Origin of the sequence: Streptomyces sp. NPDC035033, from assembly GCF_040636735.1 — a bacterium.
Lineage (GTDB): Bacteria > Actinomycetota > Actinomycetes > Streptomycetales > Streptomycetaceae > Streptomyces.
Genome location: NZ_JBEZUZ010000005.1, coordinates 17,197 through 32,871 on the forward strand (window position 1 = coordinate 17,197; position 15,675 = coordinate 32,871).

The 15,675-nt window shown below is 73.8% G+C and carries 14 protein-coding genes; all 14 read left to right on the forward strand.

Features of this window, described 5'->3' with window-relative positions; genetic code table 11:
• Nucleotides 1–269: 269 nt before the first annotated feature.
• Complete coding sequence (locus AB0E83_RS04055; protein WP_362105686.1) at nt 270–2,084, forward strand: DUF5941 domain-containing protein; 1,815 nt, start codon at nt 270–272, stop codon at nt 2,082–2,084.
• Nucleotides 2,081–2,818, forward strand: coding sequence for a phosphocholine cytidylyltransferase family protein (locus AB0E83_RS04060; protein ID WP_362105497.1), 738 nt, complete (start codon nt 2,081–2,083; stop codon nt 2,816–2,818). The genes AB0E83_RS04055 and AB0E83_RS04060 overlap by 4 nt, the downstream gene beginning before the upstream one ends.
• Complete coding sequence (locus AB0E83_RS04065; protein WP_362105500.1) at nt 2,806–3,867, forward strand: iron-containing alcohol dehydrogenase family protein; 1,062 nt, start codon at nt 2,806–2,808, stop codon at nt 3,865–3,867. Before AB0E83_RS04060 ends, AB0E83_RS04065 begins: the two co-directional genes overlap by 13 nt.
• Entirely contained in the window at nt 3,845–4,624 is a 780-nt protein-coding gene (locus tag AB0E83_RS04070) for a CDP-alcohol phosphatidyltransferase family protein (protein ID WP_362105503.1), read from the forward strand. Before AB0E83_RS04065 ends, AB0E83_RS04070 begins: the two co-directional genes overlap by 23 nt.
• A gap of 164 nt (nt 4,625–4,788) precedes the next feature.
• A complete protein-coding gene (locus AB0E83_RS04075; RefSeq protein ID WP_362105506.1) occupies nt 4,789–5,721 on the forward strand; it encodes an ABC transporter permease in 933 nt (310 codons plus the stop codon).
• Nucleotides 5,714–6,502 (forward strand): ABC transporter ATP-binding protein, encoded by a 789-nt coding sequence (locus AB0E83_RS04080; protein WP_362105509.1) that lies wholly within the window; start codon nt 5,714–5,716, stop codon nt 6,500–6,502. The genes AB0E83_RS04075 and AB0E83_RS04080 overlap by 8 nt, the downstream gene beginning before the upstream one ends.
• Before the next feature lie 121 nt (nt 6,503–6,623).
• Nucleotides 6,624–7,256 (forward strand): TetR/AcrR family transcriptional regulator, encoded by a 633-nt coding sequence (locus AB0E83_RS04085; RefSeq protein WP_362105511.1) that lies wholly within the window; start codon nt 6,624–6,626, stop codon nt 7,254–7,256.
• A gap of 287 nt (nt 7,257–7,543) precedes the next feature.
• Nucleotides 7,544–8,461 (forward strand): squalene synthase HpnC, encoded by a 918-nt coding sequence (hpnC, locus tag AB0E83_RS04090; RefSeq protein WP_362105514.1) that lies wholly within the window; start codon nt 7,544–7,546, stop codon nt 8,459–8,461.
• Between the two features lie 2 nt (nt 8,462–8,463).
• A complete protein-coding gene (gene hpnD / locus AB0E83_RS04095; protein ID WP_362105689.1) occupies nt 8,464–9,402 on the forward strand; it encodes a presqualene diphosphate synthase HpnD in 939 nt (312 codons plus the stop codon).
• Nucleotides 9,399–10,784, forward strand: a complete 1,386-nt coding sequence (gene hpnE / locus AB0E83_RS04100) for a hydroxysqualene dehydroxylase HpnE (protein ID WP_362105517.1) — start codon at nt 9,399–9,401, stop codon at nt 10,782–10,784. The genes hpnD and hpnE overlap by 4 nt, the downstream gene beginning before the upstream one ends.
• Nucleotides 10,781–11,881, forward strand: a complete 1,101-nt coding sequence (locus AB0E83_RS04105; RefSeq protein ID WP_362105519.1) for a polyprenyl synthetase family protein — start codon at nt 10,781–10,783, stop codon at nt 11,879–11,881. Before hpnE ends, AB0E83_RS04105 begins: the two co-directional genes overlap by 4 nt.
• Nucleotides 11,882–11,988: 107 nt before the next feature.
• Nucleotides 11,989–13,986 (forward strand): squalene--hopene cyclase, encoded by a 1,998-nt coding sequence (shc, locus tag AB0E83_RS04110; RefSeq protein ID WP_362105522.1) that lies wholly within the window; start codon nt 11,989–11,991, stop codon nt 13,984–13,986.
• The gene (locus AB0E83_RS04115; RefSeq protein WP_362105525.1) at nt 13,983–14,648 is read left to right on the forward strand and encodes a 1-hydroxy-2-methyl-2-butenyl 4-diphosphate reductase; all 666 of its coding nucleotides are present in this window, start codon (nt 13,983–13,985) and stop codon (nt 14,646–14,648) included. The genes shc and AB0E83_RS04115 overlap by 4 nt, the downstream gene beginning before the upstream one ends.
• Nucleotides 14,649–14,655: 7 nt before the next feature.
• On the forward strand, nt 14,656–15,672 hold the full coding sequence (gene hpnH / locus AB0E83_RS04120) for an adenosyl-hopene transferase HpnH (protein ID WP_362105528.1): 1,017 nt from the start codon (nt 14,656–14,658) through the stop codon (nt 15,670–15,672).
• The last annotated feature ends 3 nt before the right edge of the window (nt 15,673–15,675 follow it).

The following is a 15,675-nucleotide window of genomic DNA, read 5'->3' on the forward strand; positions in this document are numbered from 1 at the left end:
CACCTGCCGGAACACCCTCCGAGGGCCCCGGCTCACCCGTCCGGCGGAGCGGGCCCCGGCCGCCGGCGACGACCGCCCGGGAGCGCGGCGCATCCCGGCGGCGACCGGCGGGCCGGGGGGAATCCGGCGTGCGAAGCCTCGGTGAACTCCTGCTCGGTTCATCCGATAGCCTCAGCCGACGTGTCGCCGCCCGGTGCCGGGGCGCACCGTCGTGCCCGGGACCGTCGGGGCCCCGCCGGCCCTCTGCCCGTTCCAAGGAGTGAGTTCGTCTGTCGACCGCCATCCTCACCGGCCCGCCGGCACCCGGATCCTCGCTCGACGGTGATCTGCGGTCGCTCGGCTTCGACGTCCGCCGGGCCGCCGGCGCCGAGGAGGCCCGTGCCCTCCTGGCCGCCGTCCCCGCGGGCGAGCGCGTCGCCCTCGTCGACTCCCGCTTCGTCGGGCACCGCCACGCCCTGCGCCTCGCGCTGACCGACCCCCGCTTCCCGGCCGCGGCCGTGCCCGGCGCGCTCACCGCGCAGCCCGGCGCGCGCCCCGCCCTCGTCCGCGCGCTGACCGCCGCCCCCGCGCTCACCGCCCCGGGCGCCCCCGCGCCCGCCGACGACCTCCCCGGCGCCCTCGCCGACGCCCTCGACGCCGACGGCGTCGCCGTGCACCGGCCCGCGCTCGGCACCCTCGTCGCCGCCGTCCCCGCCGACGCCGAGGCCCGTCACGAGGCCCGCGCCGCCGTCGACGCCGTCGACGACGAGGCCGTCCGCCTCCGCTCCGCCGTGAAGGCCCACGACGGCTTCTTCACCACCTTCTTCATCAGCCCCTACTCGCGGTACATCGCCCGCTGGTGCGCCCGCCGGGGCCTCACCCCCAACCAGGTCACCACCGCCTCGCTGCTCACCGCCCTGATCGCGGCCGGCTGCGCGGCCACCGGGGAGCGCGGCGGCTACGTCGCCGCCGGCGTGCTGCTGCTCGTCTCCTTCGTCCTGGACTGCACCGACGGGCAGCTCGCCCGCTACGCGCTCAAGTACTCGACGATGGGCGCCTGGCTCGACGCCACCTTCGACCGGGCCAAGGAGTACGCCTTCTACGCCGGTCTCGCGCTCGGCGCGGCCCGCGGCGGCGACGACGTCTGGGCGCTCGCGCTCGGCGCCATGGTCCTCATGACCTGCCGGCACGTCGTGGACTTCGCCTTCAACGAGGCGAACGCCGCCGACGGGGCCGCGGCGGGCACCACCGCGAAGACCAGCCTGGCCCTCTCCAGCAAGCTGGACGGGGTGGGCTGGACCGTCTGGGCCCGGCGCATGATCATCCTGCCGATCGGCGAGCGCTGGGCGATGATCGCCGTCCTCACCGCCGCCACCAGCCCCCGGACCGTCTTCTGGGCGCTGATCGCCGGCTGCTCCTTCGCCGCCTGCTACACCACCGCCGGCCGCCTGCTGCGCTCGGTCAAGCGCCGGGGCCCGCGCACCGACCGCGCCGCCCGGGCCCTCGCCGACCTCGCGGACTCCGGCCCGCTCGCGCTCCTGGTCGCCCGGGCTGCCCGCCGCCTCCCGGCGCCCGCCCCGGTCGCCGCCCTCCTCGGCGCCGCCCTGATGATCGCCGTCGCGGCCACCGCCCCGGTCGGCGGCTGGGCCACCGCCGGCGCCGCCGGCGGCTACGCGGTCCTCGCCGGGATCGCCGTGGCCCGCCCCCTCAGGGGCGCCCTCGCCTGGCTCGTCCCGCCGCTCTTCCGCGCCGCCGAGTACACCACCGTGCTGCTGCTCGCCGCCCGGTCGGACGTCCCGCAGGCCGTCCCCGCGGCGTTCGGCCTGGTCGCGGCGGTCGCCTACCATCACTACGACACGGTGTACCGCATTCGCGGCGGCACCGGCGCGCCGCCCGCCTGGCTGGTGCGGCTCACCGGCGGACACGAGGGGCGCACGCTCCTGGTGGCCGTCCTCGCCGCCCTCCTCGTGGACCGCGGCGACGACTTCACCCTGGCGCTCGCCGCCCTCGCGGGCGCGCTCGCCCTCGTGGTGCTCGTGGAGTCCATCCGCTTCTGGGTCTCCTCCGGAGCACCCGCCGTTCACGACGAAGGAGAAACAGCATGATCGGCCTCGTTCTGGCAGCCGGTGCCGGACGGCGACTGCGCCCCTACACCGACACCCTCCCGAAGGCCCTCGTGCCCGTGGACGGCGACACCACCGTCCTCGACCTCACGCTGAAGAACTTCGCCGAGGTCGGCCTCACCGAGGTCGCGATCGTCGTCGGCTACCGCAAGGAGGCCGTCTACGCCCGCAAGGAGGCCCTGGAGGCGAAGTACGGCCTCTCCCTCACCCTGATCGACAACGACAAGGCCGAGGAGTGGAACAACGCCTACTCCCTGTGGTGCGCCCGTGAGGTCCTCAAGCGCGGTGTGATCCTCGCCAACGGCGACACCGTCCACCCGGTCTCCGTCGAGAAGACCCTGCTCGCCGCCCGCGGCAAGGGCCAGAAGATCATCCTCGCCCTCGACACGGTGAAGAAGCTCGCCGACGAGGAGATGAAGGTCGTCACCGCCGAGGGCGAGGGCGTCCGGAAGATCACGAAGCTGATGGACCCGGCCGACGCGACCGGCGAGTACATCGGCGTCACCCTCATCGAGGCCGAGGCCGCCGAGGAGCTGGCCGACGCCCTGAAGGCCACCTTCGAGCGCGACCCCGACCTGTACTACGAGGACGGCTACCAGGAGCTCGTCCACCGCGGCTTCACCGTCGACGTCGAGCCCATCGGCGAGGTCTCCTGGGTCGAGATCGACAACCACGACGACCTCGCCAAGGGCCGGGAGATCGCGTGCCGGTACTGACCCGACTGATCCCGTCGCCGGTCGTCGTCGACATCCGCCGGGGGGCGCTGGACGACCTGTCCGCGCTCCTCGCGGACCAGCGGATCTCCAGCAACGGCAAGATCGCCGTCGCCATCAGCGGCGGGTCCGGCCTGAAGCTGCGCGACCAGTTCGCCCCGGAGCTCCCCGGCGCCGACTGGTACACGGTCTCCGGCGGCACCATCGACGAGGCGGTCAAGCTCGCCGACGCCATGCGCGGCAAGCGGTACGACGCCGTGGTCGCCCTCGGCGGCGGCAAGATCATCGACGTGACGAAGTACGCGGCGGCCCGGGTCGGGCTGCCGCTGGTGGCGATAGCCACCAACCTCTCGCACGACGGCATCTGCTCGCCGATCTCCACCCTGGACAACGACAACGGGCGCGGCTCGTACGGCGTCCCCACCCCGATCGCGCTGGTCATCGACCTCGACGTGATCCGGGACGCCCCGATCCGCTTCATCCGCTCCGGCATCGGCGACGCGGTCTCCAACATCTCCGCCCTCGCGGACTGGGAGCTGTCCCACCGCGAGACCGGCGAGAAGATCGACGGCCTCGCCGCCGCCATGGCCCGCAGCGCGGGCGAGGCGGTGCTCCGGCACCCCGGCGGCGTCGGCGACGACGACTTCCTCGTCACCCTCTCCGAGGGCCTGGTGATGTCCGGCATCGCCATGTCCATCAGCGGCGACAGCCGCCCCTCCTCCGGCGCCTGCCACGAGATCAGCCACGCCTTCGACCTGCTCTTCCCGGCCCGCGCGGCCAGCCACGGCGAGCAGTGCGGCCTCGGCGCGGCCTTCGCGATGCACCTGCGCGGTGCCCGCGAGGAGTCCGGCGTGATCGTGGAGACCCTGCGCCGGCACGGCCTGCCCGTGACGCCGGAGGAGATGGGCTTCACCGTCGACGAGTTCGTGCGCGCGGTGGAGTTCGCCCCGCAGACCCGGCCGGGCCGGTTCACCATCCTGGAACACCTCGACCTGTCCGCCGACGAGATCAGGGACGCGTACGCCGACTATGCCAAAGCCATCGGTAGCTGAGCTCCGCCCGGTCGTCCACCCGCCGGGTGTGAAGGACCGGCGGAGCGGCGAGCACTGGGGCGGCCGCCTCTACATGAGGGAGATCTCCCTCAGGATCACCCGCCAGCTGGCGAACACCCGGGTCACCCCGAACCAGCTGACGTACCTGATGACCCTGGCCGGCGTCCTCGCCGCCCCGGCCCTCCTGGTGCCGGGCGTGTGGGGCGCCGTGCTCGGGGTCGTCGCGGTCCAGCTGTACCTGCTGCTCGACTGCGTCGACGGCGAGCTGGCCCGCTGGAAGAAGCAGTACTCGCTGGCCGGCGTCTACCTGGACCGGGTCGGCGCCTACCTGTGCGACGCGGCCGTGCTCGTCGGCTTCGGCCTGCGCGCCGCCGACCTGTGGGGCGAGGGCCGGATCGACTGGCTGTGGGCCTTCCTCGGCACCCTGGCCGCGCTCGGCGCCATCCTGATCAAGGCCGAGACCGACCTGGTCGGCGTCGCCCGCCACCAGAACGGCATGCCCCCGGTCAAGGAGGCGGCCTCGGAGCCGCGCTCCTCCGGCATGGCGCTGGCCCGCCGGGCCGCCGCCGCGCTCAAGTTCCACCGGCTGATCCTCGGGATCGAGGCCTCCCTGCTGATCCTGGTCCTGGCCGTGGCCGACCAGATGCGCGGCGACCTCTTCTTCTCCCGGCTCGGCGTCGCCGTCCTCGCCGGCATCGCGCTGCTCCAGACCCTCCTGCACCTCGTCTCGGTGCTGGCGTCCAGCAGACTGAAGTAGAGGCCCCCGGGCCCGCCGCCCGCCGGGAAGATCGCCCGGCGTCCCGGCGGGCCGCCCGGATGGCGTACGGTGTGGCGGCGGACCCGGTGCCGGGGGCCGCCCACCGGTCAGCTGACATCGCGGCACCCCCTCGTGCCGCCATCGTGAACACGAAAGTTTCGACTGTGAGTGACATTCACCAGGGCGGGGCGGTCGCGACCAGCGCGCCTCCCGCCTCCGTCGACGCGGGCCTGGCCCCGGGCGAGCTCGCCGCGAAGTACGGCCTCGCGGTCAGCGGCGCCCGGCCCGGACTGTTCGAGTACGTCCGGCAGCTGTGGAGCCACCGCCACTTCATCATGGCCTTCTCCTCGGCGAAGCTCACCGCCCAGTACAGCCAGGCCAAGCTCGGCCAGGTCTGGCAGGTGGCGACGCCGCTGCTCAACGCCCTGATCTACTACCTGATCTTCGGGCTCATCCTGGGCGCCGGAAAGGGCATGGAGAAGGACGTCTACATCCCCTTCCTGGTCACCGGCATCTTCGTGTTCACCTTCACGCAGAGCTCCGTGATGGCCGGCGTACGGGCGATCTCGGGCAACCTCGGACTGGTGCGGGCCCTGCACTTCCCGCGCGCCAGCCTCCCCATCAGCTTCTCGATCCAGCAGCTCCAGCAGCTGCTCTTCTCGATGATCGTGCTCGTCGCGATCGTCATGGTCTCCGGCAGCTACCCGTCGGCGAGCTGGCTCCTGGTGGTCCCGGCGCTCCTGCTGCAGTTCGTGTTCAACACGGGGCTCGCCCTGATCATGGCCCGGGCCGGCGCCAAGACGCCCGACCTCGCCCAGCTGATGCCCTTCGTCATGCGGACCTGGCTGTACGCCTCCGGCGTCATGTTCTCGATCCCCGTGATGCTCAAGGACAAGCCGCAGTGGATCGCGGACATCCTCATGTACAACCCGGCGGCGGTCTACATGGACCTGATCCGCTTCGCCCTCATCGACGGCTACGGCTCCGAGAACCTGCCCGACCACGTCTGGGCCACCGGCCTCGGCTGGGCCCTGCTCCTCGGGATCGGCGGCTTCGTCTACTTCTGGAAGGCCGAGGAGAGGTACGGCCGTGGCTGACACCGTCCAGGGCGCCAAGACGCCCACCGTCATCTGCGACGACGTCCACATCGTCTACCGGGTCAACACCGGTGGCGGCGGCAAGGGCAGCGCCACCGCCGCCCTCAGCCGGATCGTCGGCAAGGGCAAGGCCGAGGTCTCCCGGGGCGTCCGCAAGGTGCACGCCGTCCGCGGCGTCACCTTCACCGCCTACCGCGGCGAGGCCATCGGCCTCATCGGCACCAACGGCTCCGGCAAGTCCACCCTGCTGCGCGCCATCGCCGGCCTGCTCCCCACCGAGAGCGGCAAGGTCTACACCGACGGCCAGCCCTCGCTCCTCGGCGTCAACGCGGCCCTGATGAACGACCTCACCGGCGAGCGCAACGTCATCCTCGGCGGCCTCGCCATGGGCATGAGCCGCGAGGAGATCCACGCGCGGTATCAGGACATCGTCGACTTCTCCGGGATCAACGACAAGGGCGACTTCATCAGCCTGCCCATGCGCACCTACTCCTCCGGCATGGGCGCCCGGCTCCGCTTCGCCATCGCCGCCGCCAAGAACCACGACGTGCTCCTCATCGACGAGGCGCTCGCCACCGGCGACCGCAAGTTCCAGATCCGCTCCGAGGAGCGCATCCGCGAGCTGCGCAAGGAGGCCGGCACGGTCTTCCTGGTCAGCCACAGCAACAAGTCCATCCGGGACACCTGCGACCGGGTGCTCTGGCTGGAGAAGGGCCAGCTCCTGATGGACGGCCCGACCGACGAGGTCCTCAAGGCGTACGAGCGCGAGACCGCCCGCTGAGGTCCGCGCCGCACCCCGTGCCGCAGCGCCCCCGCCGTCCCCGGCGGGGGCGCTTCCGGTTTTCGCCGGTCGGCCCCCCGAGCGGAATGTTCATGCGGTCAACATCGGGCAGGATGAGCCCATGACGGCGATCTCGGGAGGAAAGAACTACCACCACGGCGACCTGCGCAACGCCCTGATCTGCGCGGCCGTCGACCTCGCCACCGAGGGCGGTCCCGAACGGGTCGTCCTGCGCGAGGCGGCCCGCCGGGTCGGCGTCTCGCCCACCGCCGCCTACCGCCACTTCGACGGGCGCGGCGAACTGCTCCGCACCGTCCGCTCCCACGCCCGCGCCCGGCTCGCCGAGGCCATGGAGCGCGCCGCCGCCCGCGAGCCCGGCGCCGACGACCCCGTCCTCGCCGCCGAGCGGCGGCTCGCCGCCCTCTGCCGCGGCTACGTCGGCTTCGCCGTCGAGCACCCCGGCCTCTACCGCGCCGCCTTCGGCGCCGTCCGCCCCGCCGGGGAGCCGCCGGCCGGCGGCGCCGCGCCCCCCGCGCCCGAGATCCGCGCCTTCACCCTGCTCAAGGAGGCCCTGGAGGCCCTCGACCGGTTCGGCGTCCGCCGGCCCGCCGCCGGGGCCGCCGCCTGGTCCGCCGTGCACGGCCTCTCGCTGCTCCTCCTCGAAGGCCCGCTGCGCCGGCTCTCCGCCCAGCGCCGCGACGACGTGGTCGAGACGACCCTCGCCATGGTCGTCTCCGGAGCCCGCCCCCGCTGACCCCTCCCGGCGGGCGGCGTCGCCACAGGTCAGCCCGGCCCGGAGGGCCCGCGCGGCGGCAGACCCCCCGAATGGCGACATCCCTCGTACAACGTAAGCTGTACCGGTCTGATCAACATCGCCCTCGGCGCCCCCGGAACACCCGGGGGGCGCGTGCTCCGGCGCGCGGCGGCGTGTCCGAAATAGGATGGATTGGATCGGCAGTGTAGAACGGGAGATATGACGGCCATGACGCAGAATCTCCAGCTTCACGTGGGTGTCGCCGTCCCCGCGCCGGGCGCCGCCCGGTGACGGCTTCCCGGCACGTGCGCGCCGCCGATCCCCCGCGCACCACACTCGGCAAGGCCGCGGACGAGAACTTCCCCGTGGCCCCCTTCTTCCTGCCGCGCGCCTGGCGCGACGACCTCATGGCCGTCTACGGCTACGCCCGCCTCGTCGACGACATCGGCGACGGCGACCTCGCCCCCGGCGGCGCCGACGCCCGCCTGCTGGGCGTCGGCCCCGAGGAGGCCGCCGACCGGCTCGTCCTCCTCGACGCCTTCGAGCAGGACCTGCGCCGGGTCTTCGACGGGACCCCCCGCCACCCGCTGCTGCGCGCCCTCCAGCCCACGGTCCGGCGCCGCGGCCTCACCCCCGGCCCCTTCCTCGGCCTGATCCGGGCCAACCGCCAGGACCAGCTCGTCCGCCGCTACGAGACGTACGACGACCTCCTCGCCTACTGCGAGCTCTCCGCCAACCCCGTCGGCCGGCTCGTCCTCGGCATCACCGGCACCGCCACCCCCGAGCGGATCCGCCGCTCCGACCAGATCTGCACCGCCCTCCAGATCGTGGAGCACCTCCAGGACGTCGCCGAGGACCTCGGCCGCGACCGGATCTACCTCCCCGCCGAGGACCTCAAGCGGTTCCACGTCACCGAGGACGACCTGGCCCGGCCCACCGCCGGCGCCGCCGTGCGCTCCCTGATCGCCTTCCAGGCCGAGCGCGCCCGCGCGCTGCTGCACGCGGGCATCCCGCTCGTCGGCAGCGTCCACGGCCGCCTCCGCCTGCTCCTCACCGGCTTCACCGCCGGCGGGCTCGCCGCGCTCGACGCCGTCGCCGCCGCCGGCTTCGACGTCCTCGCCGGCCCGCCGAAGCCCACCAAGCCGAGCCTGACGCGCCAGGCGGGAGCGGTCCTGCTCCGGGCGCGGAGAGAGGGGGCATCGTGACCGTGGACCACCTGACCGCGCCGTCCGCGCCGGTGCAGGCCGCGTACAGCTACTGCGAGGCCGTCACCGGGCAGCAGGCCCGCAACTTCGCCTACGGCATCCGCCTCCTGCCCGCCGACAAGCGACAGGCCATGTCGGCGCTGTACGCCTTCTCCCGGCGCGTCGACGACATCGGCGACGGCACCCTCGCCCCCGAGGTGAAGCACGAGCGCCTGGAGACCACCCGGACCCTCCTCGACCGGATCCGCAAGGACGACGTCGCCGAGGACGACACCGACCCCGTCGCCGTCGCCCTCGCCGACTCCGCCCGCCGCTTCCCGATCCCCCTCGAAGGGCTCGACGAGCTGATCGACGGCGTCCTCATGGACGTCCGCGGCGCCACCTACCGCACCTGGGACGAGCTCAAGGTCTACTGCCGGTGCGTCGCCGGCGCCATCGGCCGGCTCTCCCTCGGCGTCTTCGGCACCCAGCCCGGCGCCGCCGACGCCCACCGGGCCGCCGAGTACGCCGACACCCTCGGCCTCGCGCTCCAGCTCACCAACATCCTCCGGGACGTCCGCGAGGACGCCGGCAACGGCCGCACCTACCTGCCCGCCGAGGACCTCGCCCGCTTCGGCTGCGAGGACGGCTTCGCCACCGCCGCCCTGCCCCCCGGCGCCGACTTCGCCGGCCTCGTCCACTTCGAGGTGCGCCGCGCCCGCGCCCTCTTCACCGAGGGCTACCGGCTCCTCCCGATGCTCGACCGGCGCAGCGGCGCCTGCGTCGCCGCCATGGCCGGCATCTACCGCCGGCTCCTCGACCGCATCGAGCGCGACCCCGGGGCCGTGCTCCGCGGCCGGGTCTCGCTGCCCGGCCCCGAGAAGGCGTACGTCGCCGTCCGCGGCCTCTCCGGCCTCGACGCCCGGCACATCGCCCGCACCGCCAGGAGGAGCGCCCGATGACCGCCACGGACGCGCGTCCGAGCGCCGTCGTCGTCGGCGGCGGGCTCGCCGGGATCACCGCGGCGCTCCAGCTCGCCGACGCCGGCGTCGCCGTCACCCTCCTCGAAGGACGGCCCCGCCTCGGCGGCCTGGCCTTCTCCTTCCGCCGCGGCGACCTCACCGTCGACAACGGCCAGCACGTCTACCTGCGCTGCTGCACCGCCTACCGCTGGTTCCTCGACCGGATCGACGGCGCCCGCCTCGCCCCCCTCCAGGACCGGCTCGACGTGCCCGTCCTCGACGTCGCCCACCCCCGCGGCCCCCGCCTCGGCCGGATCCGCCGCGACCCGCTGCCGGTCCCCTTCCACCTGGTCCGCAGCCTCGCCACGTACCCCCACCTCTCCCTCGCCGAGCGGGCCTCCGTCGGCCGCGCCGCCCTCGCGCTGAAGAAGCTCGACCCCGCCGACCCGGCCCTCGACGGCATCGACTTCGCCACCTGGCTCGGCCGGCACGGCCAGTCGGCCCGCAGCATCGAGGCCCTGTGGGACCTCGTCGGCGTCCCCACCCTCAACGCCCCCGCCCCGGACGCCTCCATGGGGCTCGCCGCCATGGTCTTCAGGACCGGGCTGCTCACCGACCCCGGCGCCGCCGACATCGGCTGGGCCCACGTGCCGCTCGGCCACCTCCACGACACCCTCGCCGGCAAGGTCCTCGACGGGCTCGGCGTCCGGACCCTGCTGCGCACCAAGGCCGAGCGGATCTCCCGCGCCGACGACGGCCGCTGGACCGTCGAGGTCCCCGGCGAGACCCTCGACGCCGACGCCGTCGTCCTCGCCGTCCCCCAGACCGAGACCCACGGACTGCTCCCCGAGGGCGCCCTCGACGACGCCGACCGGCTCCTCGACATCGGCACCGCGCCCATCCTCGACCTGCACGTCGTCTACGACCGCAAGGTGCTCAAGCGGCCCTTCTTCACCGCCCTCGGCTCCCCGGTCCAGTGGGTCTTCGACCGCACCGGGTCCGCCGGACTCACCGGCGGCGGCCAGTACCTGGCCGTCTCGCAGTCCGCCGCCCAGGACGAGATCGACGCACCCGTCGCCGCGCTCCGAGCGCGCTACCTCCCGGAGCTGGAGCGGCTGCTGCCCGCCGCCCGGGGCGCCGGGGTCCGCGACTTCTTCGTCACCCGGGAGCGGACCGCCACCTTCGCCCCCACACCCGGCGTCGGGCGCCTCCGCCCCGGCACCCGCACCCGTGCGCCCGGCCTGTACCTGGCCGGCGCCTGGACCGCCACCGGCTGGCCCGCGACCATGGAGGGTGCCGTCCGAAGCGGCTTCAGCGCCGCCGGCGCGGTGCTCTCCGCCTTCGGCCGCCGCCACGACCACCCGCTGCAGGAGGCGGCATGAGTGTGATCACAGGAACCAGAGGAGAGACCGTGCCGACCGTGCCCCCGGGGACCCCGGCCGTCGACACCGCCGACGTGAACGCCCTGCTGGAGAGGGGGCGGACCCTGTCCACCCCCGTCATGCGGGCGGCCGTCGGCCGTCTCGCGCCGCCCATGGACACCGTGGCCGCCTACCACTTCGGCTGGATCGACGCCCAGGGCAACCCCGCCGACGCCGACAGCGGCAAGGCCGTGCGCCCCGCGCTCGCCCTGCTCTCCGCCGAGGCCGCCGGCGCCGCGCCCGAGGTCGGCGTCCCCGGCGCCGTCGCCGTCGAGCTCGTGCACAACTTCTCGCTGCTCCACGACGACCTCATGGACGGCGACGAGCAGCGCCGCCACCGCGACACGGTGTGGAAGGTGCACGGCCCCGCCCAGGCCATCCTGGTCGGCGACGCCCTCTTCGCCCTGGCCAACGAACTCCTCCTGGAAATCGGCACCGTGGAGGCCGGCCGCGCCACCCGCCGCCTCACCACCGCCTCCCGCAAGCTGATCGACGGGCAGGCCCAGGACATCTCCTACGAGCACCGCGAGCGGGTCACCGTCGAGGAGTGCCTGGAGATGGAGGGCAACAAGACGGGCGCCCTGCTCGCCTGCGCCGTCTCCATCGGCGCCGTCCTCGGCGGCGCCGACGAGCGCACCGCCGACAAGCTGGAGGAGTACGGCTACCACCTCGGCCTCGCCTTCCAGGCCGTCGACGACCTCCTCGGCATCTGGGGCGACCCGGACGCCACCGGCAAGCAGACCTGGAGCGACCTGCGGCAGCGGAAGAAGTCGCTGCCCGTCGTCGCCGCCCTCGCCGCCGGCGGGGAGGCGTCCGAGCGGCTCGCCCGGCTCCTCGCCGAGGACGCCAAGTCCCCCGATTTCGCCTCCTTCACCGAGGCGGACTTCGCCCACCGCGCCGCCCTCATCGAGGAGGCCGGCGGCCGCGAATGGACTGCCGAGGAGGCCCGCCGCCAGCACGCGATCGCGCTGCGCGCCCTGGACGAGGTCGACATGCCCGCCCGGGTCCGCGACCAGCTGATCGCCCTCGCCGACTTCGTCGTCGTACGGAAGAAATGATCACCGACCGCCAGATATGAGTGCTTGGTCGCCGGCCGGTGCCACCCGGCACCGGCCGACGGCAGACCCGCAGGAGCAGAAGGAACCGACTGCACGAAGGGGAAGCCATGACAGCGACGACCGACGGAAACGCCGGGGCTCTCGGCCCTCTCGCACCCGCGGCCAGCACCACGCCACAGCACACCACGACCGACTCCGCACGCCTCGACGAGACGGCCGCCCGCGCCGTCCGCGCGGCCACCGACCACCTCCTCGCCCGCCAGGCCCCCGAGGGCTGGTGGAAGGGCGACCTGGAGACCAACGTCACCATGGACGCCGAGGACCTCCTGCTGCGCCGGTTCCTCGGCATCCTCGACCCGGACACCACCGCGGCCGCCGCCCGCCACATCCGGAGCCGGCAGTACGAGGACGGCACCTGGCCCACCTTCCACGGCGGACCCGGCGAACTCTCCGCCACCGTCGAGGGCTACGTCGCCCTCCGGCTCGCCGGAGACCGGCCCGAGGCCCCGCACATGGCCCGCGCCGCCGCCTGGATCCGGGCCCACGGCGGCATCGCCGCCAGCCGGGTCTTCACCCGCATCTGGCTGGCCCTGTTCGGCTGGTGGCGCTGGGAGGACCTGCCCGAGCTGCCGCCCGAGCTGATCTTCCTGCCGAAGTGGTTCCCGCTGAACATCTACGACTTCGGCTGCTGGGCCCGGCAGACCATCGTGCCGCTCACCATCGTCTCCGCGAAGCGCCCGGTCCGCCCCGCGCCCTTCTCCCTCGACGAGCTGCACACCGACCCCGCCCGTCCGGCGCCGCCGCGCCCGCTCGCCCCGCTCACCGGCTGGGACGGCGTCTTCCAGCGCCTCGACAAGGCCCTGCACGTCTACCACCGCCTCGCCCCGCGCGGCCTGCGCCGGGCGGCGATGAACTCCGCCGCCCGCTGGATCGTCGAACGGCAGGAGAACGACGGCTGCTGGGGCGGCATCCAGCCGCCGGCCGTCTACTCGGTGATCGCCCTCCACCTGCTCGGCTACGACCTGGACCACCCCGTCATGCGGGCCGGCCTGGAGTCCCTGGACCGGTTCGCCGTCTGGCGCGAGGAGCCCGACGGCCCGGCCCGCATGGTCGAGGCCTGCCAGTCGCCGGTCTGGGACACCTGCCTCGCCACCGTCGCCCTCGCCGACGCCGGTCTCCCCGCCGACCACCCGGCGCTGGTGAGGGCCGTGGACTGGATGCTCGACGAGGAGATCACCAGGGCCGGCGACTGGGCGGTGCGCCGCCCCGGACTTCCGCCCGGCGGCTGGGCGTTCGAGTTCCACAACGACAACTACCCCGACATCGACGACACCGCCGAGGTGGTCCTCGCCCTGCGCCGGGTCCGCCACCCCGAGCCCGCCCGGGTCGACGCCGCCGTCGCCCGCGCCGTCCGCTGGACCGCCGGCATGCAGTCCGGCGACGGGGGCTGGGGCGCCTTCGACGCCGACAACACCAGCACCCTGCCCAACAAGCTGCCCTTCTGCGACTTCGGCGAGGTCGTCGACCCGCCCTCGGCCGACGTCACCGCCCACGTGGTGGAGATGCTGGCGTACGAGGGCCGGGCCGGGGACCCCCGCGCCCGCCGCGGCATCGACTGGCTCCTCGCCGAACAGGAGCCGAACGGCGCCTGGTTCGGCCGCTGGGGCGTCAACTACGTCTACGGCACCGGCGCGGTGCTCCCCGCCCTCGCCGCCGCCGGGATCCCCGCCTCCCACCCGGCGGTCCGCCGGGCCGTCGCCTGGCTCGCCTCCGTGCAGAACCAGGACGGCGGCTGGGGCGAGGACATGCGCTCGTACGACGACCGCTCCTGGATCGGCCGGGGCGTCTCCACCGCCTCCCAGACCGCCTGGGCCCTCATCGCCCTCCTCGCCGCCGGGGAGCGCGACTCCGAGACCGTCCGGCGGGGCGTGGCCTGGCTGGTGGGGACCCAGCGCGAGGACGGCTCCTGGGACGAGCCGTACTTCACCGGCACCGGCTTCCCCTGGGACTTCTCCATCAACTACCACCTCTACCGGCAGGTCTTCCCGCTCACCGCGCTCGGCCGGTACGTGCACGGGGAGCCGTCCCCCGGCGGGGCCCCGTGACGGCCCGCGACCGCCCGCCCGGCGACCCGGGGGCCGCCGCTCCGCCGCTGCTGATCGCCTGCGCCCTCGGCATCGAGCGCCTCGCCCTGCGCGGCGGCGGACGCGGCGGGGCGCCCGGCCCGGTCCGGGTGGTGCGGACGGGCATGGGGCCCGCCCACGCGGCCCGCGGGGTCTCCCGGGCGCTGGCCCGCGAGGGCTGGGCCGGGGCCGCCGTCGTCGCCTCCGGCTTCTGCGCCGGGCTCGCTCCGGGCATGCACCCCGGCGACCTGGTCGTCGCCGGGGAGACCCGGGACCCCGACGGCGCCACCCCCTGCGACGGCACCGGCCTCCTCGTCGAGGCGCTCGCCAGGGCGCTGCCCGGCAGGACCGTGCACACCGGCCCGCTGACCGGCTCCGGCCACGTGGTGCGCGGCCCCGAGCGGGCCGCGCTGGCCGCCGGCGGGGCGATCGCCGTCGACATGGAGTCCGCCGCCACCCTCCGCACCGCGCGGGCGGCCGGACCCCGCCCGGTTGCGGCCGTACGGGTGGTCGTGGACGCTCCTGAACACGAGCTGGTCCGAATCGGGACGGTTCGCGGGGGAATATCGGCCTTCCGCGTCCTTCGTGCCGTCCTTCCCGCTTTCTTCGAATGGCACCGTTCTCTGCTGCTCCCCAGGAGGTGAGCGAGTCATGGCCATGCCGCTCCGTCAGTCCGTCCGGGTCGGGACCTATCTCTTCGAACAGAAGCTCCGCAAGCGGGACAAGTTCCCCCTCATCGTCGAGCTGGAGCCGCTCTACGCCTGCAACCTCAAGTGCGAGGGCTGCGGCAAGATCCAGCACCCGGCCGGTGTGCTCAAGCAGCGCATGCCGGTCGCCCAGGCGGTCGGCGCCGTCCTGGAGTCCGGCGCCCCGATGGTCTCCATCGCCGGCGGCGAGCCGCTGATGCACCCCCAGATCCACGAGATCGTGCGCCAGCTGGTCGCCCGCCGGAAATACGTCTTCCTCTGCACCAACGCGATGCTGCTCCGCAAGAAGCTGGCCGACTTCAGGCCGTCGCCGTACTTCGCCTTCGCCGTGCACATCGACGGACTGCGCGAGCGCCACGACGAATCGGTGGCCAAGGAGGGCGTCTTCGACGAGGCCGTGGCGGCGATCAAGGAGGCCAAGCGGCGCGGATTCCGGGTGACCACCAATTCGACCTTCTTCAACACCGACACCCCGCAGACGATCATCGAGGTGCTGAACTTCCTCAACGACGACCTCCAGGTCGACGAGATGATGATCTCGCCCGCCTACGCCTACGAGAAGGCGCCCGACCAGGAACACTTCCTCGGCGTCGAACAGACCAGGGAACTCTTCAAGAAGGCCTTCGCCGGCGGCAACCGGCGCCGCTGGCGGCTCAACCACTCGCCGCTCTTCCTGGACTTCCTCGAAGGAAAGGCCGACTTCCCCTGCACCGCCTGGGCGATCCCCAACTACTCCCTCTTCGGGTGGCAGCGCCCCTGCTATCTGATGAGCGACGGCTACGTCCCCACCTACCGGGAACTCGTCGAGGAGACCGACTGGGACAAGTACGGCCGGGGCAAGGACCCGCGCTGCGCCAACTGCATGGCGCACTGCGGCTACGAACCCACCGCCGTGCTCGCCACCATGGGCTCGCTCAAGGAGTCGCTGCGCGCGGTCCGCGAGACCGTCCAGGGGAGCTGAGGG

Coding starts and splice junctions, on each gene's coding strand:
- AB0E83_RS04060 (WP_362105497.1), top strand. CDS start 2,081: ATGATCGGCCTCGTTCTGGCAGCCGGTGCCGGACGGCGACTGCGCCCC.
- hpnE (WP_362105517.1), top strand. CDS start 9,399: ATGACCGCCACGGACGCGCGTCCGAGCGCCGTCGTCGTCGGCGGCGGG.
- hpnH (WP_362105528.1), top strand. CDS start 14,656: ATGGCCATGCCGCTCCGTCAGTCCGTCCGGGTCGGGACCTATCTCTTC.
- AB0E83_RS04070 (WP_362105503.1), top strand. CDS start 3,845: ATGCCAAAGCCATCGGTAGCTGAGCTCCGCCCGGTCGTCCACCCGCCG.
- AB0E83_RS04085 (WP_362105511.1), top strand. CDS start 6,624: ATGACGGCGATCTCGGGAGGAAAGAACTACCACCACGGCGACCTGCGC.
- shc (WP_362105522.1), top strand. CDS start 11,989: ATGACAGCGACGACCGACGGAAACGCCGGGGCTCTCGGCCCTCTCGCA.
- AB0E83_RS04105 (WP_362105519.1), top strand. CDS start 10,781: ATGAGTGTGATCACAGGAACCAGAGGAGAGACCGTGCCGACCGTGCCC.